The sequence below is a fragment of the Pseudomonas sp. SbOxS1 genome (assembly GCF_013416725.1).
In the GTDB taxonomy this organism is placed as follows: domain Bacteria; phylum Pseudomonadota; class Gammaproteobacteria; order Pseudomonadales; family Pseudomonadaceae; genus Aquipseudomonas.
On sequence record NZ_JAAVXC010000068.1, the window covers coordinates 1 to 23585 of the forward strand.

At 60.4% G+C, this 23585-nt stretch carries 26 protein-coding genes; 9 read left to right on the forward strand and 17 right to left on the reverse strand.

Translation table 11 applies throughout. The features are described from left to right. Positions 1–280: 280 nt before the first annotated feature. A complete protein-coding gene (locus HFK74_RS32385; RefSeq protein ID WP_180207143.1) occupies positions 281–478 on the reverse strand; it encodes a DUF2188 domain-containing protein in 198 nt (65 codons plus the stop codon). A gap of 216 nt (positions 479–694) precedes the next feature. On the opposite strand from HFK74_RS32385, the gene HFK74_RS32390 reads away from it, so the two are divergent. Further along, on the forward strand, positions 695–1057 hold the full coding sequence (locus HFK74_RS32390; protein WP_180207144.1) for an NUDIX hydrolase: 363 nt from the start codon (positions 695–697) through the stop codon (positions 1055–1057). A 10-nt stretch (positions 1058–1067) separates the two neighbouring features. Here HFK74_RS32390 and HFK74_RS32395 read toward each other — a convergent pair whose 3' ends face one another. From HFK74_RS32395 to HFK74_RS32430, 8 genes are all read right to left on the reverse strand, one after another. After that, positions 1068–1841 (reverse strand): 1,6-dihydroxycyclohexa-2,4-diene-1-carboxylate dehydrogenase, encoded by a 774-nt coding sequence (locus HFK74_RS32395; RefSeq protein ID WP_180207145.1) that lies wholly within the window; start codon positions 1839–1841, stop codon positions 1068–1070. Between the two features lie 133 nt (positions 1842–1974). Then, a complete protein-coding gene (gene benC / locus HFK74_RS32400) occupies positions 1975–2988 on the reverse strand; it encodes a benzoate 1,2-dioxygenase electron transfer component BenC (RefSeq protein ID WP_180207146.1) in 1014 nt (337 codons plus the stop codon). A gap of 10 nt (positions 2989–2998) precedes the next feature. After that, positions 2999–3487, reverse strand: coding sequence for a benzoate 1,2-dioxygenase small subunit (benB, locus tag HFK74_RS32405; RefSeq protein WP_180207147.1), 489 nt, complete (start codon positions 3485–3487; stop codon positions 2999–3001). Further along, positions 3484–4848 (reverse strand): benzoate 1,2-dioxygenase large subunit, encoded by a 1365-nt coding sequence (benA, locus tag HFK74_RS32410; RefSeq protein ID WP_180207148.1) that lies wholly within the window; start codon positions 4846–4848, stop codon positions 3484–3486. The genes benB and benA overlap by 4 nt, the downstream gene beginning before the upstream one ends. Positions 4849–5087: 239 nt before the next feature. Further along, the gene (locus HFK74_RS32415) at positions 5088–6047 is read right to left on the reverse strand and encodes an AraC family transcriptional regulator (RefSeq protein WP_180207149.1); all 960 of its coding nucleotides are present in this window, start codon (positions 6045–6047) and stop codon (positions 5088–5090) included. A 170-nt stretch (positions 6048–6217) separates the two neighbouring features. Continuing rightward, entirely contained in the window at positions 6218–7147 is a 930-nt protein-coding gene (gene catA / locus HFK74_RS32420; protein ID WP_008055866.1) for a catechol 1,2-dioxygenase, read from the reverse strand. A gap of 54 nt (positions 7148–7201) precedes the next feature. Then, entirely contained in the window at positions 7202–7492 is a 291-nt protein-coding gene (gene catC / locus HFK74_RS32425) for a muconolactone Delta-isomerase (protein ID WP_008029082.1), read from the reverse strand. A 10-nt stretch (positions 7493–7502) separates the two neighbouring features. Further along, complete coding sequence (locus HFK74_RS32430; protein WP_162135898.1) at positions 7503–8648, reverse strand: muconate cycloisomerase family protein; 1146 nt, start codon at positions 8646–8648, stop codon at positions 7503–7505. Between the two features lie 127 nt (positions 8649–8775). On the opposite strand from HFK74_RS32430, the gene HFK74_RS32435 reads away from it, so the two are divergent. Continuing rightward, positions 8776–9672: a LysR family transcriptional regulator gene (locus HFK74_RS32435; protein WP_180207150.1), complete on the forward strand. Its 897-nt coding sequence runs from the start codon at positions 8776–8778 to the stop codon at positions 9670–9672. Between the two features lie 12 nt (positions 9673–9684). Here HFK74_RS32435 and HFK74_RS32440 read toward each other — a convergent pair whose 3' ends face one another. The 3 genes from HFK74_RS32440 to HFK74_RS32450 form a co-directional block, all read right to left on the reverse strand. Beyond that, positions 9685–9924, reverse strand: coding sequence for a DUF1652 domain-containing protein (locus HFK74_RS32440; RefSeq protein WP_180207151.1), 240 nt, complete (start codon positions 9922–9924; stop codon positions 9685–9687). Between the two features lie 110 nt (positions 9925–10034). Further along, positions 10035–10934 carry a polysaccharide deacetylase family protein gene (locus HFK74_RS32445; protein WP_180207152.1) on the reverse strand — a complete coding sequence of 300 codons (900 nt, stop codon included), beginning with the start codon at positions 10932–10934 and terminating at the stop codon, positions 10035–10037. A gap of 95 nt (positions 10935–11029) precedes the next feature. After that, a complete protein-coding gene (locus HFK74_RS32450; protein ID WP_110750755.1) occupies positions 11030–11977 on the reverse strand; it encodes an ABC transporter substrate-binding protein in 948 nt (315 codons plus the stop codon). Positions 11978–12301: 324 nt separating this feature from the next. Here HFK74_RS32450 and HFK74_RS32455 point away from each other — a divergent pair, with 324 nt between their 5' ends. The 3 genes from HFK74_RS32455 to HFK74_RS32465 all read left to right on the forward strand — a co-directional run bounded on the left by HFK74_RS32455 (position 12302) and on the right by HFK74_RS32465 (position 14726). After that, positions 12302–13360 (forward strand): RHS repeat-associated core domain-containing protein, encoded by a 1059-nt coding sequence (locus tag HFK74_RS32455; RefSeq protein WP_180207153.1) that lies wholly within the window; start codon positions 12302–12304, stop codon positions 13358–13360. Between the two features lie 236 nt (positions 13361–13596). After that, positions 13597–14280 carry an SOS response-associated peptidase family protein gene (locus HFK74_RS32460; RefSeq protein WP_180207154.1) on the forward strand — a complete coding sequence of 228 codons (684 nt, stop codon included), beginning with the start codon at positions 13597–13599 and terminating at the stop codon, positions 14278–14280. A 176-nt stretch (positions 14281–14456) separates the two neighbouring features. Next, positions 14457–14726: a hypothetical protein gene (locus tag HFK74_RS32465; protein ID WP_180207155.1), complete on the forward strand. Its 270-nt coding sequence runs from the start codon at positions 14457–14459 to the stop codon at positions 14724–14726. A gap of 920 nt (positions 14727–15646) precedes the next feature. Here the strand turns inward: HFK74_RS32465 and HFK74_RS32470 are convergent. From HFK74_RS32470 to HFK74_RS32480, 3 genes are all read right to left on the reverse strand, one after another. Next, the gene (locus HFK74_RS32470) at positions 15647–15790 is read right to left on the reverse strand and encodes a hypothetical protein (protein ID WP_180207156.1); all 144 of its coding nucleotides are present in this window, start codon (positions 15788–15790) and stop codon (positions 15647–15649) included. A 68-nt stretch (positions 15791–15858) separates the two neighbouring features. Continuing rightward, positions 15859–16170 (reverse strand): AzlD domain-containing protein, encoded by a 312-nt coding sequence (locus HFK74_RS32475; RefSeq protein WP_010455066.1) that lies wholly within the window; start codon positions 16168–16170, stop codon positions 15859–15861. Continuing rightward, on the reverse strand, positions 16170–16868 hold the full coding sequence (locus HFK74_RS32480) for an AzlC family ABC transporter permease (RefSeq protein ID WP_180207157.1): 699 nt from the start codon (positions 16866–16868) through the stop codon (positions 16170–16172). Before HFK74_RS32480 ends, HFK74_RS32475 begins: the two co-directional genes overlap by 1 nt. 408 nt (positions 16869–17276) lie before the next feature. Between HFK74_RS32480 and dapA the strand changes: the two genes are divergently transcribed. From dapA to HFK74_RS32495, 3 genes are read left to right on the forward strand one after another with little or no spacing between them, the layout of a single operon-like run. Beyond that, entirely contained in the window at positions 17277–18152 is an 876-nt protein-coding gene (dapA, locus tag HFK74_RS32485; protein ID WP_180207158.1) for a 4-hydroxy-tetrahydrodipicolinate synthase, read from the forward strand. A 60-nt stretch (positions 18153–18212) separates the two neighbouring features. After that, positions 18213–18587, forward strand: coding sequence for a DUF2784 domain-containing protein (locus HFK74_RS32490; RefSeq protein ID WP_180207159.1), 375 nt, complete (start codon positions 18213–18215; stop codon positions 18585–18587). Between the two features lie 24 nt (positions 18588–18611). After that, positions 18612–19529 carry a LysR family transcriptional regulator gene (locus tag HFK74_RS32495; RefSeq protein ID WP_180207160.1) on the forward strand — a complete coding sequence of 306 codons (918 nt, stop codon included), beginning with the start codon at positions 18612–18614 and terminating at the stop codon, positions 19527–19529. A 3-nt stretch (positions 19530–19532) separates the two neighbouring features. Here HFK74_RS32495 and HFK74_RS32500 read toward each other — a convergent pair whose 3' ends face one another. After that, positions 19533–21086, reverse strand: a complete 1554-nt coding sequence (locus HFK74_RS32500; protein WP_180207161.1) for a sensor domain-containing diguanylate cyclase — start codon at positions 21084–21086, stop codon at positions 19533–19535. A 49-nt stretch (positions 21087–21135) separates the two neighbouring features. Next, positions 21136–21663 carry a DUF3087 domain-containing protein gene (locus HFK74_RS32505; protein ID WP_180207162.1) on the reverse strand — a complete coding sequence of 176 codons (528 nt, stop codon included), beginning with the start codon at positions 21661–21663 and terminating at the stop codon, positions 21136–21138. 236 nt (positions 21664–21899) lie between these two features. On the opposite strand from HFK74_RS32505, the gene ppnN reads away from it, so the two are divergent. Beyond that, a complete protein-coding gene (gene ppnN / locus HFK74_RS32510) occupies positions 21900–23273 on the forward strand; it encodes a nucleotide 5'-monophosphate nucleosidase PpnN (RefSeq protein ID WP_008063842.1) in 1374 nt (457 codons plus the stop codon). The last annotated feature ends 312 nt before the right edge of the window (positions 23274–23585 follow it).

The window sequence follows — 23585 nt, forward strand, 5'->3', positions numbered from 1 at the left end:
TGATTTTCTTGCCCCATCGAGAGGCCGAGTGGAGGTTCTGCGCAGTGGGTAAACCGGCAGGACGCCGGTTTAGCCGCGCTGGGCCAAGGATGGCCCATCGCGGCGACCCACGGAGCAGGACCGGAGCGAGGGTATGGCGAGCCTTAGCGAGCCACCGAACGCCAGGGGCAAGAGCCCTTGGTTACTTGGGGCTTTTCCAAGTGACTCGCCGTAAGGGCGAAACCCTAGGTGGCCGTTACCGCAGCAATGGATATACACCCAATCCTGCTGAACGGGGCCCTCACGTGGCTTGCTGATTACGAGGCTTGCCTTGACGAGCTTTGTAACCGGGCAACGCCGCCGCAAAAGCCAACGCCTCTTCGCGACTGGCAAATGAGCCAAGCCGGTCACCTTGGGTGCAGACCCGCCACGGGCCGTTGTTCACACTGAGTACGTCATAACCGTTCATGTGCATCTTGTTCAACATCGGAACGCTCATAGTCACCTCCATCTTGGCAGTGATCACAGGGTTGACTTGCCTACCTTACACCCCTCTGCCTTGAAGAAGCCGACCAGACGTCGAGTCGGGCTGGCGCAGCGGGATTGCACTTTTAGACACCTGTGCTGTTCAAAATGTCCAGGAAACCTGCAATGGGTTGCGGCCCGAATATTGCATTTTTGTTACCGCTATGTGACAGACCGGACTGAAAGACCCATGAAAGTACGCGCAACCGTCATCTGCGAGCACGACCGGCACATTCTCCTGGTGCGCAAGACCAGGAGTCGCTGGATGTTGCCCGGCGGCAAGGTGGAACGCGGCGAGACCGCGCAGGATGCCGCCCTGCGCGAGCTTCAGGAGGAAACCGGGCTGGGCGCCGACGACATGCTGTACCTGATGGAACTGGAAACACGGGGGACCCGGCACCATGTCTACGAAGCATCGTTGCCGGATCCCGATCAGGCGCGGCCGCAGAACGAGATTTTCGATTGCCTCTGGTACCCGCTGGACGCGGTGCACAACCTGAACCCCAGCGACGCCACGCTACGAATCCTCAGAGCGTTCCAGCGTCGCCTGTAGTCAGCGCATTTCAGCCCTGGTCGCCACCGCCCACCGGCATCACCATGCCAGTAATGTAGGACGCCTCGTCGCTGGCCAGGAACAAGATGGCGCCGGCCTGCTCATCCAATGTGCCGTAGCGCTTCATCAAACTGCTGTCGAGGGTCTGATCGACGATCTGCTGGTACCAGGCCTTCTCTTGCTCACTCTGCTCGGCACTGTTGCGCGGAATGACCCGTGGCGGCGCTTCGGTGCCACCGGGCGCCGTGGCGTTGACCCGGACACCGCGACCGGCGGTTTCGAACGCCAGGCAGGCGGTCAGCGCATTCACCCCGCCCTTCGCTGCGCCGTAGGGCACACGGTTGACGCTGCGGGTGGCGATCGACGAAACGTTGACGATCGCGCCACTGCCCTGCTCCAGCATGAACGGCAATGCGGCATGGCAGCACCACAAGGTCGGAAACAGCGAACGGCGAACCTCGGCCTCGATCTGCGATGCCTCGTAATGCTCGAACGGCTTGGCCCAGATGGTCCCGCCGACGTTATTGACCAGCACATCGAGTCGACCGAAACGCTCGACGGCGGTTTGCATGACCCGGTTGCATTCCTCGTACTGCTCAAGGTCGGCGGTCAGGGCCAGGACCTGGCTGTGCTGCGCCAACTCCCTCTGCACCTCGAACACCAGCTCGGAACGATCGACCAGAATCAGCTTCGCCCCTTCCGCCGCCATACGCTCTGCAACGCGGCGACCGATGCCCTGGGCAGCCCCGGTGATCAGCGCGACTTTTTCGTGAAATCTGTTCATGTGTACCTCATGCGTTTTCTGGGTCTCAGGCAGACGAATCGCTTTTGTAGGAGACCGGCTTGCCGGCGAAGGCGTAATCAAGGACGCCTTCGCCGGCAAGCCGGGCTCCTACAGGTCATCAACAGCCGTGAGATCACGCCGCGCTGGCAGCAAATTTTTCGTAGTAGAAATTCGCGGGCTTGATGCCTTGCTCGCCGATGTACTTGCTGACAGCCTCGACCATCGGCGGTGGGCCGCACAGGTACACGTCGACGTCGCCATCGTTCAGATGCTTGGGTGCGATGTGCTGGGTCACGTAGCCCTTGAGCGGGTGCTGGCTGTCGGGGCTGGCCACGCACGCGCTGTAGGTGAAGTTGGGGATGCGTGCGGCAAAGGCTTCCAGGCGGTCGAGTTCCACCAGGTCGAAGTCGTTGGTCACACCGTAGATCAGGTGCAGCGGGTGTTCACTGCCCTGCTCGGCGATCTTCTCCAGCATCGCGGTGAACGGTGCCAGCCCGGTGCCGCCCGCCAGCAGCAACAGCGGCCGACGGATATCGCGCAGATAGAAACTGCCCAGGGGACCTGCCAGGCTCATGCTGTCGCCAGCCTTGGCCATGCCGGTGAGGAAGCTGCTCATCAGGCCGCCAGGCACGTTGCGGATCAGGAAGCTCACTTCACCGTCGCGCTGCAACGAGCTGAAGGAATAGGCGCGGGTCTGCTCGCTGCCGGGAATGCCCAGGTTCACATACTGGCCCGGGAGGAACGCCAGTTTGCTCAAGGCCTCGCCCTTGATCGACAGGGCGATGGTGCTGTCGGACAACTGGCGCACCGCGCTGATGGTGGCGTCGTAGCTGGCCTGACGGGTGCGGCAAACTTCCGAAGATGTCGGCACCCGCACCACGCAATCGCTCTTGGCGCGCATCTGGCAGGTCAGGACAAAACCCTGCGCGGCCTCTTCGGGGCTGAGGGCATCTTCGATGTATTCCTCGCCCAGGTCGTAGCTGCCGGCCTCGGCGAAACACTTGCAGGTGCCGCAAGCTCCGTCACGGCAGTCCAGCGGAATATTGATGCCCTGGCGGTACGCGGCATCGGCCACGGTCTCGCCGGCATTGGCGTCGATGAACCGGGTGACGCCGTCTTCGAAATTGAACGCAATGGAATGGGTCATGACGGCTGCCTCACAAGTGGTAAACATCGATGACCTGGCGAACGTAGTCGTTCTTCAGGATCACTTTCTTGGCCTTGATCAGCGGGTTTTCACCACGCACATCGAGGGTGTAGAAACTGCTGCCGAAATAGCTGTCGACGGTCTTGTAGCGAAAGCTCAGGGTGTGCCAGTTGAAGCGCACCTTGCACAGGCCGTCGGCTTGCTCGAGCAGCTCGATGTTGCTGATGTTGTGGGAGGTGCGGGTGTCCGGCACGCTGGCGCTGGAACGCTCGGTCTTGATGCGGAAGATGCGGTCTTCAAGGCCGGTGCGATTGCCGTACCAGATCAGCGAGATTTCCCGCTGCGGGTCCTCGGTCAGCTCATCGTTGTCGTCCCAGGACGGCATCCAGTACGACGCGTCGGGGGCGTACAGTTCCAGCCACTCGTCCCACTGGCGGTCGTCGAGGTAGCGCGCTTCGCGGTAGAGGAAATCGCGCACGGCATCGTAAGAAATGGTCATTGCACGTCCTCCACGGCGATCATTTTCGACTGCTCGGCCGCCAGGGCCTTGAGCATGGTCTGCTGCCAGTACTTGTGTTGCAGCACGAACAGGCCTTCGTCTTCGGTGCGCACGCCACTGAGCAGCGGATGCAGGTCGATTTCCTTTGCCGCCTCGTCGGCGCCTTCAATCCAGTGCTCGGCGCCACGGGACATGTCGTTCCAGGTGGTGACGCTACCCTGGTAGCTGGTCTGGCAGGAGCGGAACTCTTCCAGATCGTCCGGCGTGGCCATGCCGCTAACGTTGAAGAAGTCTTCGTACTGACGAATCCGGCTCGAACGCGCGTGGTCGCTTTCGCCTTTGGGGGCGATGCAATAGATGGTGATTTCCGTGCGGTTGACCGAGATCGGCCGGGCGATACGGATCTGCGAGCTGAACTGGTCCATCAGGTACACGTTGGGGTACAGGCACAGGTTGCGCGAGTTCTCGATCATCCAGTCGGCGCGGGCCTTGCCGAAGTCCTGGGCGAGTTCGTCGCGACGTTCGTACAGCGGACGGTCCTCGGGGTTGGCCCAGCGGGTCCAGAGCAACATGTGGCCCTTGTCGAACGAATAGAAACCACCGCCCTGCTTGGCCCAGCTGCCGGCGCTCATGGTCGGGTTCTCGTCACCGGCTTCACGCTGTTTGCGCTGGTTCTGGGTGGCGGCGTAGTTCCAGTGCACGGAGCTGACGTGGTAACCGTCGGCACCGTTTTCGGCGGTGAGTTTCCAGTTGCCTTCGTAGATGTAGCTGGAGGAACCGCGCAGCACTTCCAGGCCATCGGTGGACTGGTCGACGATCATGTCGATGATCTTCGCCGACTCGCCCAGGTGCTCGACCAGCGGCACGACATCCGCCTTGAGGCTGCCGAACAGGAAACCGCGATAGGACTCGAAGCGCGCCACTTTGGTCAGGTCGTGGGAGCCTTCGCAGTTGAAGCTCGACGGGTAGCCGGCGTTGGCCGGGTCCTTGACCTTGAGCAGCTTGCCGGAGTTGTTGAAGGTCCAGCCGTGGAACGGGCAGGTGTACGAGCTTTTGTTGCCGGACTTGTGCCGGCACAGGGTCGCGCCGCGATGACTGCAGGCGTTGATGAAGGCGTTGAGCACACCCTCCTTGTTGCGCGCGATGAAGATCGACTGGCGCCCCATGGTGGTGGTGTAGAAATCGTTGATGTTGGGGATCTGGCTTTCGTGCGCCAGATACAGCCAGTTGCCTTCGAAGATGTGTTCCATCTCCAGATCGAACAGGCGCGGATCGGTAAACATCTCGCGCTTGCAGCGATAGATGCCCTGCTCTGGATCGTCTTCAAGCAGGGACTCAAGGTATTCAGGTCGCAGGGTCATGGCCGCCGCCTCCATTGTTATTGTTCAGGCAAGGCTCATGCTAGGACGGGGCAATGGGACGGACTATCCGCGGGGTGCAGAGGTTTATCCGTTTTGTGCAATGCGTTTTTTGCGGGCGACATACACCTTGTAGGAGCCCGGCTTGCCGGCGAAGGCATCCTTGAATATTGCGCTGGTCTTTCGGGCGCTTTCGCTGGCAAGCCAGCTCCTACAGGGGGCAGCAGGTATCGAGGCAGGTTTCAGTGCCGGCGCTTGAGGGTATCCGATGGCAACTCGCCGAACTGCTTGCGGTAGCTGTCGGAGAAGCGTCCCAGGTGCAGGAAGCCGTAGTCCATGGCGATCTCCGTGACGTTGCGCACGTTGCAGGTAGGGTCGCTGAGGCAGGCGTTGACGCGTTCCAGGCGTTTCTGGCGGATGTAGTTTTTCGGCGTGGTGCTCGCATTGCGTTCGAACAGGCCGTACAGCGAGCGCAGGCTCATGCTGGCCTGGCGCGCCAGCTCTTCGCTGTCGATGTCCTGCTTGAGGTTCCTGGCGATGTATTCGGCAATCGCCTCGAACGTGGCGGCCTGGGAGCCGAGTTCGAGGCGGCTGACGTTGGTCTTCATCAGGCTGAGCATCTTGCTGACGATGATCTGCGCGTAATGCTCCTGCACCCGGGGAATCTGCTCGGTGGCCTCGGCCTCCTGGCAAATCATCGCCAGCAGGTTGACGAAGCCTTCCAGCTCATTGAGCTGGTAGCGGTTCTCGAGAAAACGCACGCCTTGCCCCGGATAGCGCCAGCGCTGCTCGTTGCAGACGGACTCGAACAGGGACGTGGGGACCTTGAGGATGAATTTTTCGCAATCGTCGGAGTAGGTCAAGTCGACCGGATCGTCGGGATTGATCAGCAGCAGCTCACCGGGGGCAAAGTAGTGTTCCTGGCCATGGCCGCGCCACAGGCAATTGCCGCGCAACAAGACTTGCAGGTGATAGATGGTTTCCAGCGCGCCCGAGGTGACGCGAACGCTGCCGCCGTAGCTGATACGGCACAGGTCCAGGCTGGCGAATTTGCGATGATTGAGGCTGGCCAGGGGGTGCCCGGCGCGAGGCATCAGGATGCAATGATTCCCGACATGCTGATTGACGTAGCCCGACACCGCGTAGGGGTCGGCATGGTCGAATACGGTGCTGCGCTGACTCAACAGTTGCGCTTGCATCATCGGGTCACTCTCGTTGTTGTTATAAGTTGCGTCGTCTCATTCTAGGCCTGATCCCTTGTAGGAGCGAGCCTGCTCGCGATGGACTTGAGGACGCCGCGGGGCATCAGGCACCCAGCGTCATCGTTGACGACCATCGCGAGCAGGCTCGCTCCTACAGGGGGCTGACGCGATCAGTCCTCCAGCGCACGAACCCGCTCGTGGCGCTGCTGTTCTTCAGGCTGGGCGGACGACTGCAGGGTGAAGTCGAACTCGATTTCCGCAAAGCGACCGCTGACACCGTACTGTGCTGCACGCGCCTGGTCATCGCTGAAGGTGATCTTGGCGATCAGCTCGTCGCGGGTGGCGTAGGCGAAATCGTCGTGCAGGTACTTCTCGCCATCCAGGTTGATCTGGGTGGTCAGGTGACGATGGTCCGGTGCGGAGATGAAGAAGTGCACGTGCGCCGGACGCTGGCCGTGACGGCCCAGTTGATCGAGCAGTTGCTGGGTCGGACCGTCCGGTGGGCAGCCGTAGCCCGACGGCACGATGCTGCGGAAACGGTAGCGGCCTTCGGCGTCGGTGACGATGCGGCGACGCAGGTTGAATTCCGACTGGGAAGCATCGAAGTACGAGTAGGTGCCGCCCGTGTTGGCGTGCCACACGTCCACGATGGCGCCAGCCAGAGGTTCGCCAGCGGTGTTGAACACACGGCCTTGCATGAACAGGGTCACACCTGGGTCGACGCCGTCATCCAGGCGCGCTTCGCCTTGGGACAGCGGTGCACCGGCCACGTACAGCGGGCCTTCGATGGTGCGCGGGGTGCCACCGGATTTGCCGGCCTGCTCGTCTTCGGCGTCCATCAGCAGGTCGAGGTAGTGCTCCAGGCCCAGGCCGGCCACCACCAGCCCGGCTTCCTGGCGTGCACCCAGCACGTTCAGGTAGTTGACCGCTTTCCAGAACTCTTCCGGGGTGACGGCGAGGTCTTCGATGATGTTCACTGAATCGCGCAGGATGCGGTAGATCAGGGCTTTGGTGCGTGCATCACCGGCATCGTTATGCAGGCCGCTGGCTTCTTCGAGAAATTTCTGGACTTCGGCAGTGTGGGAAATCTTGACGTTCATTTTACAGGTTCCTCATCTTGTAATTATTGGCATGGCGAACTGAACAGGCTGGGTTCAGCGGTCATCCTCGCGAATCGACGAAGGATGCCGGCACATCGCGGTGACCTCGATCGCCATGTACGGATACAGCGGCAATTGCATGAGCAAATCGTGCAGTTCCTGGACGCTGTCGACATCGAACACGCTGTAGTTGGCGTAGAGTCCGGCGATTCGCCACAGGTGACGCCACTTGCCCTGGTCCTGCAGGCGCTGGGCCAGGGCCTTTTCGTCGGCCTTGAGCTGCGCGGCGCGTTCGGGGTTCATGTCGACCGGCAAATTCACGGTCATCTTTACGTGGAACAGCATAATGCTCTCCTCAGGCTTGATGAATGGTGGATGTCTTGTCGCGACGGAAAAACGCCAGGCGCTCTTCGTCCAGGCTCAGGCCCAGACCCGGGGTCTTGGGCACGTGCAACTCGAAATCGCGGTAAACCAGCGGTTCGCTGAGAATGTCTTCGGTCAGCAGCAGCGGGCCGAACAGCTCGGTGTCCCATGCCAGTTTGTTCAGGGTGACAAAGGCATGGGCCGAAGCCATGGTGCCGATTCCACCTTCGAGCATGGTGCCGCCGTACAGGGCGATACCGGCCGCTTCGGCAATGGAGGCGGTGCGCAGCACAGCGCGCGGGCCACCATTCTTGGCGATCTTCAGGGCAAACACCGTGGCTGCACCTTCGCGCGCCAGGTTGAAGGCATCTTCCACGCACTCGATGGACTCGTCGGCCATGATCGGTGCCGGGCTCATGGCATTCAGGCGGGTCATGCCGGCGCGGTTGTTGCGCGAGATCGGCTGTTCGATCAGGTCGATGCCGTTGGTGCCGAGGATGCGGCAGGCGCGCAAGGCGACGGCTTCGTCCCAGGCCTGGTTGACGTCGACCCTGACGCTGGCGCGATCGCCCAAGGCTTTCTTGATCGCAATCACGTGGGCCAGGTCGCGATTGACCTCGCCGGCACCGATTTTCAGCTTGAAGATGCGGTGGCGGCGCAGGTCGAGCATTTTTTCCGCTTCGGCGATGTCCTTTTCGGTGTCGCCGCTGGCCAGGGTCCAGGCCACGGGCAGCGAGTCACGCACGCGACCGCCCAGCAATTCACTGACCGGCAGGCCAAGACGCTTGCCCTGGGCATCGAGCAAAGCGGTTTCGATGCCGGACTTGGCAAAGGTATTGCCACGGATACTGCGCTCCAGGCGCAACATCGCGGCATTGACATTGCCGCTGTCCTGGCCGATCAACAGCGGTGCGAAGTGCTTGTCTATGTTGGTCTTGATGCTGTCAGGGCTTTCGTTGCCATAGGCCAGGCCACCGATGGTGGTGGCTTCGCCGATGCCTTCGATGCCATCGGCGCAGCGCACGCGAATGACCACCAGGGTCTGGTTCTGCATGGTGTGCATCGCCAGCTTGTGCGGGCGGATGGTCGGCAGATCGACGATGATCGTCTCGATCGATTCAATGGCTGTAGCAAGCATTTCGATACCCGTCAGGTTCTTGAAGTTCTGGACCTGATTCTCATACGGCTTTTTCCGGGCGGCCAATATAGAATTGGTCTGGCTTGATACCCTGAAGGTATGCAAGCGCTCGATATCCGGAGGCTCCATGGAACTGCGTCACCTGCGATACTTTCAGGTGTTGGCTCAAACCCTCAATTTCACCCGCGCCGCCGAACGGCTGCACATCGCCCAGCCGCCCTTGAGCCGGCAAATCCAGCAACTGGAAGATGAACTGGGGGTGATGCTGCTCGAGCGAGGCCGTCCGTTGAAGCTGACCGACGCCGGGCGTTTTTTCCATGAGCACTCCACCGCCCTGCTCGACCAGTTGCACAAGGTCTGCGACAACACGCGGCGCATCGGCCTGGGGGAAAAGACCTGGCTGGGCATCGGCTTCGCGCCCTCGACGCTCTACGGCGTGTTGCCGCAACTGATCCGCCGCTTGCGTAGCGGCGAGCCCCTGGAACTGGAACTCGGGTTGTCGGAGATGACCACGCTGCAGCAGGTTCAGGCGCTCAAGGCCGGGCGTATCGACGTCGGCTTCGGCCGCATCCGCATCGACGACCCGGCCATCGTCCAGACGGTACTCACCGAAGACCGCCTGGTCGCCGCCCTGCCCGCCGGCCACCCGCTGCTGGCCGGCCCCGTCAGCCTGCGCGACCTGGCCAGGGAGCCCTTCGTGCTGTACCCCGGCAATCCGCGCCCCAGCTATGCCGACCACGTGATCGCGCTGTTCGAATCCTATGGGGTGAGCATCCATATTGCGCAATGGACCAACGAGTTGCAGACGGCGATCGGGCTGGTGGGTGCCGGGATAGGGATCACGCTGGTGCCGGCCTCGGTGCAGTTGCTGCACCGCGACGACATCGGTTTCACCCCGCTGCTGGAGGACAACGCCACCTCACCGATCATTCTCAGTCGGCGGGTGGGCGATGTGTCACCGGGGTTGAATCATTGTTTGCGGATGATCGATGAACTGCTGCCACAGGCGATCACGCCCGTGTAGAAGCTTAAGCGTTCAACCAGCGAATGCCCGGCGTCCGGCGCTCATCTCGGTGCGCAATTCACCGATGAAGTCGGAGATGGCACGCACACTGGTCAACTGCTCGGTCGATACACCGGCGATCAGCAGCTTGACTTGCCCGCTGGCAGGTTCGTATACCTCGATCCGCAGCAGCCCGCCCTGCTCGGTGCATTCGCAGGCCAAGGGCTCAAAACCGGACTCTACAATGTTGCAAAGGACTGAAATGGGAACCATGACCGGTGCCTCCGTGGCAGTGAAACGGAATGGATCCGGTGAGAATAGACGCCATTTGCCGATTCTGCGCCAGTCCATGTTGTTAACTGCCTCGCAGTTTCAGCCTTTGTTCAATGGCTATTGTCTTTCCAGATCCAGTTCCAGATCCCCGGCAACTGCGCCGGCTGTGAACTGTCACGCAGCGTACGGGCCATGGCCGCCCGTTGCAGCGCGGCGGTATCGTCATAAAACGCCATTGGCGCGGTCCTGACCCCCGTCGCCTGGGCACTGTCGAGAAGGATCTGCAGGTATTCACGAGTGTGCCGCGCGGTGTAGCGATTGAGGTCGTGAAAGGTCACCACCACCGGAATCACCCCGTCCACCACCGGCAGCTCGCCCCGGGCAATGCGCTCGCGCACTTCGGACATCGAACGCAGCATATGGGCGCGCCGCCGGGGGCTGGCGTTGAAGCCCCATATCTTGCCGTCATTGGCGCTCAGGTCGGTGAGCAGCACATGCAGGCCATGCTGCTGGTAAGCGGCGAAGGTGCGTTTGTCGTAGCTCCAGAATGGCGGGCGCAGCAGGGTCGGCGGCGCACCGGTGATCGCGGCGATGTCGGCACAACCATCGGTGAGCGCCTGCTCCAGCTCCTGCGCATCCAGCGAGCGATGATTGGTGTGCGAAGGCGTGGCCGTGTGGAAGGCCAGGATGTGCCCGGCGTCGCGCTCGCGGTGCATGACCGCCCGCCCGATTTCACTGTTGCCGGCCCGCGGGGCACGGGTCTGCACGAAAAACACCGCCTTGATGCCGGGTTGCACAGGATTGATCGCCAGACTGTCGAGCACGGTCTCGGTCGGGTTCCAGAAACTCGAGGCGCTGGGGCCATCGTCGAACGTCAGCAAAAAGCGGATCGGTGGTTGCGTGCGCAAAGCCTGTTCGGTTTGCGGCGTCATTTCAATGGGTGCGGCGATACAGCCCAGCAGACCGACTGCCATGGCGAACACCGATAGAACCTTGAACAACTGTTTCATGTTTTGCCTTGCACCAGACCGTGACCCGCGCAGCCGCGGGCCGAGGTTGGATAAGGTACACAGTGTTTGGTTCCGCCGCTCGCCAAGGCGGCGGATCAGTTCGCCAGTGCCTGTTGGAACGAATGATCGATGATTGGTGCGGTGGCAAGCTCGGCCGGCAGTGCCTTGACCTTGAACAGGAAGTCGGCGGTGTGCTGCAGATCCCCGGCAGCCTGGGCGTCCACGGGGCCGACGGTCAAGTGGGCCTGGCGCAACCAGTGGCGGGACACGTTCTGGTCGAGATTGGCCTTCTTCGCCCACAGGTCAGCGTATTCGTCAGTGTGGTTATCGACCCAGGCCCGGGCCTTTTTCAGACGCCCGAGGAAGTCGGCAATGGCTTCGCGCTTGCTGTCGATCGAAGGGGTGGACGCGGCGATGGCACTCAGGCCGGGCATCAGGTTCTTCGCGGTGAGGATGGGCCGCGCGCCGGAGAACAGGATCTGCTGGGAAATGTACGGTTCCCAGACCGGGAAAGCGTCGATACTGCCCTGGGGCAACGCAGCGGCCGCATCGATCGGCATCAGCTTGATGAAGTCGACATAGTCCTGCGGCAGGTTGGCCTGTTCCAGGGCGCGCAAGGTCAGTTGCTGGCTCCAGGCACCCGGCCAGTAGGCGACTTTCTTGCCCTTGAGATCAGCGATGGTTTTCACCGGCGAGTCCTTGGGCACCAGCAAGGCGATGGTGTCCGGGTTCTGCCGCGACACCCCGATCAGCTTGACCGGCGCCTGTTTGGCGGCCAGGAACAGAAAGCCCGAATCGCCCAGAAAGCCCAGGTCCAATGCACCGGTACTCAAGGCTTCGGCCAGCGGCGCGGCCGCCTGGAAGTGTTTCCAGTCGACGGTATAGGGCGCGCCTTTCAACACGCCGGACGCTTCGACCGAGGCACGAATGTTGTAGTAGTTCTGATCGCCAACATGCAGGACGACAGGTTCGCTGGCGTAGGCCAGTGGCGCGGCAAACAGGGCGCTGGTCAACAGACCGCGCAGCAATCGGGACAGGTTCATCCGGGGCTCCTTGAGGTTTAATGCTTTAGACCATAAAAGACTTAGAAGAAACTTTTAAATACTCTTTACGCATAAACTAATAACCCCACCATGCACAGTGTTGGCCTAGCAACAGCAAACCAACAGACTGTTTATGCTGCACACCCAATGGCCAAGAGGTTCTGAATACTGAAATCGACCACTTCATTTTGAAAATAAGCTTTTTCCGTTGAACTCCCCCCTGAGTAGTCCAAGCCCAGAAAAACTACCAGTTCTGCTAGTTTTCAATCGTTCCACTTTAGTGAATACTTTATCTTACACATGGGACTTACCGAGTACCTTTGTATGACACCCACTAAAGCCCTGCTCAGCGCGTATCGCTACGACCCACTCGACCGACTAATTGGTCATGCTAACTCTAACACTCCAGAACATCAGCTCTTCTACTGCAAGAACCGCTTGGCATCTGAAATCAAAGGTGCAATGCAGTGCTCTATTATGCAACACAAAGACTTGCTTTTGGCGGAACACCAAACAAGCGAGTGCGCAATTACGCTACTGTTCACTGATCAACAGCGCTCGGTGCTAAGCGCACTAACGTCTGACAAATTAAAACACACAGCTTATACACCCTACGGTCACAGTTGTGATGAAAACATATTGAATAGGCTGCTTGGCTTTAACGGTGAGCGGACTGACCCTACCACGGGGAATTACTTACTAGGAAATGGCTATCGGGCTTTCAATCCCGTACTCATGCGCTTCAACAGCCCGGACGTCTTAAGCCCCTTTCTTGAAGGCGGAATAAATGCCTACGCATACTGCCTTGGTGACCCTGTAAATCGCAGTGACCGTAGTGGCGCCAGTTCCTTATTTGGAACAATCCAAGATACTTTTAATCTAGTCTGGAATCACGCAGCCAGATTATATTATAAAAACCATGGGAAACTTCGAGCTAGAGCCGTTTCCTCACTCAACAACGTCGCCTCCAATACGCGAGTGATCCAAGGTGAAGACGTCATACTAAAATGGAATATCAAGCACAACAAAACCAAAATCAGAACCATAAAAAGCATAAAAGATCTTGACATCCTGGAGCAACCCAACACAGTAAACAAATACATATTAAATAAAAATAACAAGTTAATCATAGGCACCATCGCCGACAACATGGATGAAAGCATAGTCCCATCGCATGCCAGCATAGCAAGGCACGCATCCAACACTGACAAAATCAGCAGCGAGGTCATCAGCGCAGGTTATTTAATCAGGACAGACAATGGATATACAGTGACCAATCACTCCGGCCATTACCTTCCAACACCAGAGCGGACAACAATTACAAAATTCAAGTTGAGAGGCATGGGCGCAAAGGTAAACTCACAAAACATAGACTTCTCTTAGCAATCAGAAGTTTATTTTCAGAGTATCGTACCGCGGTATCCATTTCGAAAACCAGACACTGACGATATATTCAGGTGCTGGTGATGGGCAACCGCCCAACAGCATTCGTCAGGGTGGTGCCGCTGACGAACTGCAGGACTGCCGCGCCCTGATGCTGGCGCAGCTAACCATGCGCCTGCAATCAAACCCTGTTTTCTAAGGGGCTATGCTGAAATTTATAACCGGAGAATTCGGCAATGTGCGGACGCTTGTCGCAATACCGGGGCATTCACGATTTCGTGGCGGTGCTTAGCATTCCCGACGCCTTGCTCAACCACGTCGGCGATCAGCCACTGGCCCGCTATAACGCCGCGCCCACCACCCAGCTCGCGCTGTTGCACCTGGAGAGCGATGGCCTGCACGCCGACTCGCAGCGCTGGGGCTGGCGACCGCACTGGGCGAAGGATCGCGCGGCGCCGATCAATGCGCGCGTCGAGAAAGTCGCCCACGGCCCGTTCTTTCGGGCAATCTGGCCCCATCGCGCCATCTGCCCGGTCGACAACTGGTTCGAATGGGTCGATGCCGGGGACGGCACACGACAACCCTGGCTGATTCGCCGACGTGACCAGGGGCCGGTGTTCTGCGCGGCAATCGGGCAATTCCCGATGGGCGGTGCAGTTTCCAGGGACGATGACGGCTTTGTCATCATCACCGCCGATAGCGCGGGCGGCATGCTGGACATTCATGATCGCCGACCGGTGGTGTTCAGCGCAGAACTGGCACGCGAATGGCTGGACCCGGCGACGCCCAGGGAGCGTGCCGAACAGATGGTGCTGCTACAGGGGGAAGGCAGTGACGCTTTCGAGTGGTACCGGGTCGACAAGGCTGTGGGCAATGTCAGAAATCAGGGGGCCGGTTTGATTGACGCGCTCAAGGCCTGAACACGCCTAAAAACATGGCACTTTGATGCTTCCCACCGCTTGTCAGAGGACGTCAGGCACTTACATACATTTGCCAGTGCCGAGGCTAGGATTCGCGCCGTATTTTCCAGTGACCAGTTGACCAAAGAGTCAGCAACCAAGGAACTTCCATACAACAAGCCTTGCAGAGAACTCAATTGCGCGACGATTTCACAAATAATCAAGTCGCGAGTCTGGCGTGCATATATCTTACAAAGACAGAGCACTACCAACTCGACCATTTCATCAAGCAGTACATACAAACCCGTAACCTGCTTTCAATCCCCGATATCAAACAGGTGCTGGGTTCAATCCTCGAACGCTACCCGGGTAAAGCTCCGGTCATGGTTAATGAGTTGAACGCGTGGATCGACAGGAACCTGGGTTATCGGGCCACTCATCCCGACTTTTCGCAGTTGCTGGAATAAGCACGAAGCCCCCGCTCGATGCGTAATGCTGTTCACTTAAGCATGGGGGTTGAATAGGGATTGGAAGGGGGGGGCATATCCATTGCTGCGGTAACGGCCACCTAGGGTTTCGCCCTTACGGCGACTCACTTTTCCAAACGCCGAAAAGTAAGCAAAAGGCTTTGCCCCACCACTCGGTGCCTCGCTTAGGCTCGGCATGCCGTAACGAAGGCATTGCTCCGTGGGTCGCCGCGATGGGCCATCCCTGGCCCAGCGCGGCTAAACCGGGGTCCTGCCGGTTTACCCACTGCGCAATGCCTGCGTTCGGCCATCGTGGTTAACGGGGCACCCAAATCTACAGCCAAAGCGAGGCGGCCTTAAAGCCGACCTGATCGGGAGCCGTACGCATTCCCTTTGTAGGAGCCAGCGGTGCGGCGATCCGACTTGCCGGCGAACCAGGCGCTGCGGTGTGTCTGTTGTACCGCGTTATCGTTCTTCGCCGGCAAGCCTGGCTCCTACAGGAAGGAACGCGTACGGCTCCCGATCAGGCCGCCTCGCTTGCGCGTTTGATCTTGATCTGGCTTTTGATTTTCTTGCCCCATCGAGAGGCTTCGTTCCGGTTCTGCGCAGTGGGTAAACCGGCATGGATGCCGGTTTAGCCGCGCTGGGCCAAGGATGGCCCATCGCGGCGACCCACGGAGCAGGACCGGAGCGAGGGTATGCCGAGCATTAGCGAGGCACCGAACGTCAGGGGCAAGAGCCCTTGGTTACTTGGGGCCGGGCGGCGTTCCGTTCTTCCAAGTGACTCGCCGTAAGGGCGAAACCCTAGGTGGCCGTTACCGCAGGAATGGATATACACCCATTCCAAACATACACCTTCAGCCAACAACCTAAAATGAACAGCATTACGCTCATCCGGGGCTTCGTCGTTCGCAGGTCACTCAGAACTTGCGGTCAGGCTCCGACAACTCTCTGCTGTCGTCATGCTTCCACGTCTGCTCCGAATGTTTTTGCTCTTCGATTTCTTCTTCCGTCGGTTCATCCTCATCTTCTTCGAGATCCGGCGGCTTTTGCTCTGTGGCCATGGGTTCACCTCTCTTCCTGAAGGGATCGGTCATCAACTTTAAGCGTAGAACAGTTTCCCGTCCCTGGCTCACAGCCACCAACGCAGCAAAAAGAAAAAGCCCATGCTCAACAGCATGCTGAGCAAGGTGTTGCGGGTGTACAGCACCAGCCCAACGGCCACCAGCGAACTGATCAGATAGGGATTGTCCCATTGCAGGTTCAGTTGCTTGTCCGGCATGAACACGATCGGCCCGCAGATCGCCGTCAACATGCCCGGCACCGCAAAACCGAGGAACTGCCGGGCATTGCTGCTCAACCGCAGCGGCAGGCGCGGTTCCAGGAACACATAGCGGTTGAGAAACACCAGGACACCCATGCCGATAATCACTGCCCAGACCATCATGTGCGCGCTCCCTGGAATTTGTTGCAGATAAACCCGGCGGTCATGCCGGCAAGTCCCGACAGCACCAGGGCCGAGCCCCATTGCCAGTAGCTGAACAGCACCGAGCAGAACAATGAGACCGCGACACAGACCACTGTCGGCACGTTGCGCACCACCGGGGTGATCAGGGCGATGAAGGTGGCCGCGATGGAGAAGTCCAGCCCTAGGTGTTCCAGGCCCGGAATGCTGCTGCCCAGCACGATGCCCGCGAGGGTGAAGAGGTTCCAGGCAATGTAGAACGTCAGGCCGACCCCCAGGGCGTACCAGCGATCGAACTGCTGCTTGTCGTGCTGGCTGGTCAGGGCGAACAGTTCATCGGTGAGCAAAAAGCCCAGCCCCGCACGCCAGCGACCCGGCAACGGCGAGATCACCGAACGCATGCTCATCCCGTAGAGCAGATGCTGGGAGGTCAGCAACAAGGTGGTCAGCAGGATCGAAAAGATCCCGGCCCCGCCCTTGAGCATGCCAATGGCCACCAGCTGCGCGGCGCCGGCGAACACGATGCTCGACAAGCCCTGGCCTTGCAGGGGCGTGAGGTTGGCTTCGATGGCCATGGAACCGGCCAGCAGGCCCCAGGGTGCCGTCGCCAGGGATAACGGCATGATCGCCACGGCGCCACGCAAGAATGCGCTGCGCGGCAAGAGTGAGTTGGACATAACGCTCTGCAACCAGGGAAAGACCTGAGACTGTGCCAGCAGTCGCGACCAATGGCTTGAACAATCTTGCGCACTTGGGCCGTTCGCAGGCTGGCGTGGCATTTTTCCTGATGTTCGTGATTGACAAACAGCGCGCCGGCTTTTAAAACTGGGCGCCTCATTCAGGGTGTAAGCAAAGATGTCCGCAACCTTCAATCTCGACGCTTGTGTCATTGGCTTGACTGCCAAGGCCCAGGGTTGCGTTGCGCACGCCCTCAAATCGAAGAAACAGTCGCTCATGTGATCGGGGCGCGCTGTCCCGTCAGATGAGCTGACAGGACATTGAGCGCGACGGACCACCCTCCCCTTGCTTACTTCCTTCTACGCTTCTGACGGTGACGAAATCGGTCAACCATCAGGAGAAAGTGCATGTCATCGTTTCAAGGTATCTGGGTTCCCCTCGTCACGCCGTTCCACAATGGCGCCATCGATTTCGTCGGGTTGCGCCGGCTGGTCAGCCATCTGCTGGAACAGGGCGTCGACGGCCTGATTGTCTGTGGCACCACCGGCGAACCGGCGGCCATGGGCAAGCACGAACAGCTGGCGGTGCTCGATGCGGTGCTGGAGCAAGTACCGGCCCGGCAGGTCGTGATGGGCCTGGCCGGCAACAACCTGATCGAGCTGCTGCACTTTCAGCAGGAGATCCTCAAGCGCCCGGTGGCCGGCCTGCTGGTGCCGCCGCCGTATTACATCCGGCCGTCCCAGGCCGGGCTCGAAGGGTTTTTCCAGACGGTGGCCGACGCGTCCAGTGTGCCGCTGATCCTGTACGACATCCCCTACCGCACCGGCGTGACCTTCGAGCAGGCGACCTTGCTGAACATCGTCGCCCATGAGCGGATCGTCGCGATCAAGGACTGTGGCGGTAACCTGGGCAACACTTTGGCATTGCTGGCCAGCGGCAAGGTCGATGTGCTGTGCGGTGAAGACAACCAGATCTTCAATGCCCTGTGCCTGGGCGCCAAAGGCGCGATTGCCGCGTCGGCCCATGTCCATCCGCAACGGTTCGTGGCGCTGTACCGGCAGATTCGTGACAACCAGCTGGCGGCCGGCCGGGCAACCTTCTTCCAGCTGCTGCCGCTGATCCAGAGCCTGTTCATCGAGCCCAACCCGGCACCGGTGAAAACCGCGCTGGCCCTGCAAGGCTTGATCACTGATGAGCTGCGCGCACCGATGCAACGCAGTAGCGATGCCATGGTGGGACGTTTAAAGGCGGTGCTCGGCGCGCTGGGCAGTGACAATCGATAGAGCGCCAGGCACTCGCCCGAGTACCATGGGGCGATTCGACTGACGCGCCAGGGGGTCGACATGCTCTACCGAATCGCCGCCGATGGGCTGGTGCTGTTTCACCTGGCGTTCATTGTGTTCGTCGTGTTCGGCGGGCTGCTGGTGCTCAAATGGCCGCGCCTGATCCTGTGGCACCTGCCCGCCGCCGCCTGGGGCGTGGCGGTGGAGGTGTTCCACCTGCCTTGCCCGCTGACGCACTGGGAAAACCTGATGCGCCAGGGGGCGGGGCAAACCGGTTACGGCGGTGGCTTTATCGAACATTACGTGTGGCCGATCATCTACCCGGCCGGGCTGACTCCGGCCATTCAGCTGGGGTTGGGCAGTGCGGTATTGCTGGTGAACGTACTGGTCTATCTTCGATTGTTCTGGCACAGGAAACGGCGGCGGCTATCGTAACCGTCAAACACGAGGGTTGCGCCCATGCTGTCGACTGAAGACCTGACGCTGCTGCAAGCGATCCGCGAGACCGGCAGCCTGTCGCGGGCCGCGGCCTACCTCGGCAAGGCGCCCTCCACGGTGTCCTACGCCGCGCGGCAACTGGAAGAACGCTTCGATGCCTTGCTGTTCGATCGCCGGCGCTACCGCCTGCAACTCACCCCGGCCGGTGAATTGCTGGTCAACGAAGCGGCGCGACTGATGCAGGACGTCTCGCGCCTGACCCAACGGGTGCAGCAAGTGGCCAACGGCTGGGAAAGTCGCCTGTGGATCGTCACCGACGAACTGCTGGAATTCGAAACCCTGATCCCGGTGATCCACGAGTTCGATGCGCTGGGTTCCGGCGTACCGCTGCGCATCACCCAGGAAGTGCTCCGGGGTGTCTGGGAGGCCCTGCGTGAAGGCCGCGCGGACCTGATCATTGGCGCCACCAACGAGCCACCGGCCATCGCGTCCCTGCGCTGGATGCAATTGGGGGAAATGCAGTGGGTGTTCGCCGTCTCGCCCAGGCACCCGCTGGCCAAGGCCCGCGAACCGATCGCCCGCGCCATGTTGGCGCAGCACCGGGCGATTGTCGTGGCGGATTCCTCCCGGGCCAGCGAAGGCAGTACCTACGGTGTCTCCGGTGGCCAATCGGTGCTGGCGGTGCCGACCATGCGCGCGAAAATCCTCGCCCAGTGCGACGGCCTCGGCGTGGGCTGGCTGCCCAGGCACCGAGTCGCCTCGTTACTGGACAATGGCACGCTGGTGGAAAAGCAGATGGCCGACCCCCGCGAGCCGAACATCCTGTATGCCGGCTGGCGCGGCGATCACGACGGGCGGGCGTTGGGCTGGTGGCTGGAGAAGCTCAAGCAACCCTACCTCTGCACCCGGCTGGTACAGGGCAGCGACCGGTTTGCCTGAGCCTCAGTTGGCAATCACGCTCATGTTGCGCCCGCTGGCCTTGGCCACGTACAGCGCCTTGTCGGCCGCCCCGATCAGCTCGCTGGTCTGGGCCTTCGATGCCGGATCATAACCGCACACCCCCACGCTGACCGTCACCTTGCCATCAGGGCTTTCAGTGTGCGGCAGGCTGGCCGCCTGGACCGCATGGCGGATTTTTTCCGCCAGCAGGAATGCCCCGACGTAGTCAGTCCCCGGCAGCACCACGGCGAACTCCTCGCCGCCAAAACGCGCGGCCAGGTCGCCAGGACGCCTGATGTGGTCGGTGATGAGCGCCGCGATCTTGCGCAGGCACTCATCGCCGGCCAGATGGCCGTAGCGATCGTTGAACGGTTTGAAGTGATCGACATCGATCATCAACAGGGCCAGGCCCGTCGAGTTGTGCCGGGCGCGGCCCATTTCCGCCTGGATGAACAGGTCGAATTGACGCCGGTTGGCCAGGCCCGTGAGCGCGTCTTCCAGCGCCAGCAACTCAAGGTTGCGATTGAGTTCGAGCAGCCGCTCCTGGGTGCCAAGCAACTCGCCCTGGATGCGATCCTGCTTCTTCATCAACTTGATCAGGCGATAGCCGAGCACTCCCAGCACCCCGAGCAACAGCGCGACGATGCCCGCACTGAGCAAGGACTCCTGGCGCCAGCCAGCCAGCACCTCGTCCTTGTTGAGCGCGGCAAAGACGATCAGCGGATAACCCTCGACCCGGCGATAACCCACGACCCGCTCCACGCCATCCAGGATGGACCGGATAGTCGCCGTGCCCGAACTGGCCTGTGGCAGGAGCTTGGTGAACAACGGACTCTTGGCCAGGCTGGTGCCGATCTCCGCCTCGTGAAACGGCCGACGCACGATAATGCTGGCATCGTCGGCGATCAGGTTGATCACACCGTTGCGGCCCATGTCGATGCCATCGTACAGCTGCAGGAAATGGCTGAGGTAGAGGGTGGCCAGCGCCACGCCGGCGAAACGGCCATCGGGGTGGTTGATCCGGCGCGACACCGTCATGATCCATTCGCCGCTGGAACGGCTCTTGATCGACGGGCCGATGTGCGGTCCACGGTCGGGATGATCGCGGTGATAGATGAAGTATTCGCGGTCGGAGTTATTGGCAACCCCCACCTCGGCGCCGTTGGAATTGGCGATCCATTTGCCGGTTTCGTCATAGACGAACAGCCCATGCACCTGGCTCAACTCACCGCGCTGGGCACCGAGCAGGCGTTGCAGGCGATTGAGCCGGCCCGGCTCGATACCGTCGTTCTCCAGGCGATCGACCAGGGTGAACAGCAGCGTGTCGGCTTGCTTGATCGCCGCCTGGGCCTGCGAGGCCAGGGTCTGCGCAAGGTTGGACATGGCCACTTCCTTGTCATGCAGATGGTATTGGCGTGAGCTCCAGGTTTCCCAGATCACGATCACCGCCATCGACAGGCACACGGCAATCAACAGGGTCACGGCAGAGCGGGTCTTGAGCCGGACGATACCCTGTCGGTGTTGTTCCACAGGCTCGTGAATGGATGGCTGTCCCATGACGTTCGCTCCTTGAATCGAATGAAAAGGCCCTTGCTGCTCCATGGGTCTAGCGTGCTGCCTGCTTCAGCGCGTCCAGCCAGGCCGGGTCCAGTCGCGTCTGCCGGATGTCGATGCCCAGTGCTTGCATCCGCGCCTGATGTTGCTCCATTTCCCGGTGCAATTGCGCATCATCGCTGGAGTTACCGTCCAGTTGATGCATCTGGCTCAATCCCAGGTGATAGAAGCGCAACAGCTTCATCGCGTCCGGATCTCCCGTCTCCACGGCCGCCTTGAGGTGATGCATGACGTTGGTGATGCTCATCAGGCTGCGCTTGAGTTGCCAGCTGTAGACCGCCGGCGCCATCCATTCCTGGTGCCAGAACAGCTTGCGCATCAACGCGGCCATGACCAGGACGGCGGCAAACACCCCGCCGATGTTGAAGCGTAGATTGTCCCCTCCAGGCTCGCCGAACAACGTCACCGCCGCGGTGGACAGGGCCATCGCCAGCGCGAGGAAGATCAGCGCGATCATCACCGTGCTGCGCCGCGTCCGTTGCCGATAGTCGTCGGCGTTCATCGGCTGGATTTCGAACATGACGTCTGGATTCCTTGGCTTCAATGGCAAAAAAAGGGTCTCAGGGTAAAAAGACCGCGGGCCATTATCGCCTCTGCGACGGATTTAGCTATGCTGGGGCTCCTTTTCATCTATACATCATCAAAAGGAGGACATGGCGAGACCGCGCCGTTCGTGCCATCTTCTTTCATGGATACTCTCTATTCGGATGCCATTCGTTGTTTGCGCGTGAATGACATCGTTTTAAGGATCATTGAATGACCCAACGACAAGTAATCAATGCTTCGGTCAGCCCGAAAGGCAGCCTGGAAACACTCTCTCAACGGGAAGTCCAGCAACTGAGCGAAGCCGGATCCGGCAGTACCTACGACATCTTCCGCCAGTGCGCCCTGGCCATCCTCAACACCGGCGCCCACGTCGATAACGCCAAGACCATCCTCGAAGCCTACAAGGACTTCGAAATCCGCATCCACCAGCAAGACCGCGGCGTACGCCTGGAACTGCTGAACGCCCCGGCCGACGCTTTCGTCGACGGCGAAATGATTGCCAGCACCCGTGAAATGCTGTTCAGCGCCCTGCGCGACATCGTCTACACCGAAAACGAACTCGACAGCCAACGCATCGACCTGAGCACCTCCCAGGGTATCAGCGACTATGTCTTCCACCTGCTGCGCAACGCCCGCACCCTGCGCCCCGGCGTCGAGCCGAAGATCGTGGTGTGCTGGGGCGGTCACTCGATCAATACCGAAGAATACAAATACACCAAGAAAGTCGGCCACGAACTGGGCCTGCGCAGCCTGGACGTGTGCACCGGTTGCGGCCCCGGCGTGATGAAAGGCCCGATGAAAGGCGCCACCATCGCCCATGCCAAGCAGCGCATCCACGGCGGTCGCTACCTGGGCCTGACCGAACCCGGAATCATCGCCGCCGAGGCGCCGAACCCGATCGTCAACGAACTGGTGATCCTGCCGGACATCGAGAAGCGCCTGGAAGCCTTCGTCCGCGTCGGCCACGGCATCATCATATTCCCGGGCGGTGCCGGTACCGCCGAAGAGTTCCTGTACCTGCTCGGCATCCTGATGCACCCGGACAACGCAGGCCTGCCCTTCCCGGTCGTCCTCACCGGCCCGAAACATGCCGCGCCCTACCTGGAGCAGCTGGACGCGTTCGTCGGCGCCACCCTGGGCGCAGATGCCAAGAAGCACTACGAGATCATCATCGACGACCCGGCTGAGGTCGCCCGACACATGACCCAGGGCCTCAAGGCGGTCAAGCAGTTTCGTCGCGAACGCAACGACGCATTCCATTTCAACTGGCTGCTGAAGATCGACGAAGGCTTCCAACGCCCGTTCGACCCGACCCACGAAAACATGGCCAACCTCAAGCTGAGCCGCGACCTGCCACCCCACGAACTGGCCGCCAACCTGCGCCGTGCGTTCTCCGGCATCGTCGCCGGCAACGTCAAGGACAAGGGCATCCGCCTGATCGAAAAACACGGGCCGTACCAGATCCGTGGCGATGCGGCCGTCATGCAGCCGCTGGATCAACTGCTCAAGGCCTTCGTTGCCCAGCACCGGATGAAACTGCCGGGTGGCGCGGCTTATGTGCCGTGTTATCAAGTGGTTGCGTGATTAAGTTAACATAAATTGTTAAATGCGAGCCGAAGCCAATGCTTCGGCTTGCTGCTTTCTGGGGATCAGATCGCACTATCGGCGCCTCTACCAACGTTGAACTATGCCACGTCGAAGCTTGTGGGAGATTGTTGTCTGAGTACATATCCATTGCTGCGGTAACGGCGGCTTATGGTTTCGCCCTTACGGCGAGTCCCTTTTTCAAACGCCAAAAAGGAACCAAAAGGCTTTGCCCCACCACTCGGTGCCTCGCTGTGGCTCGGCATGCCCTCTCTCCGGCATTGCTCCGTGGGTCGCCGCGATGGGCCATCC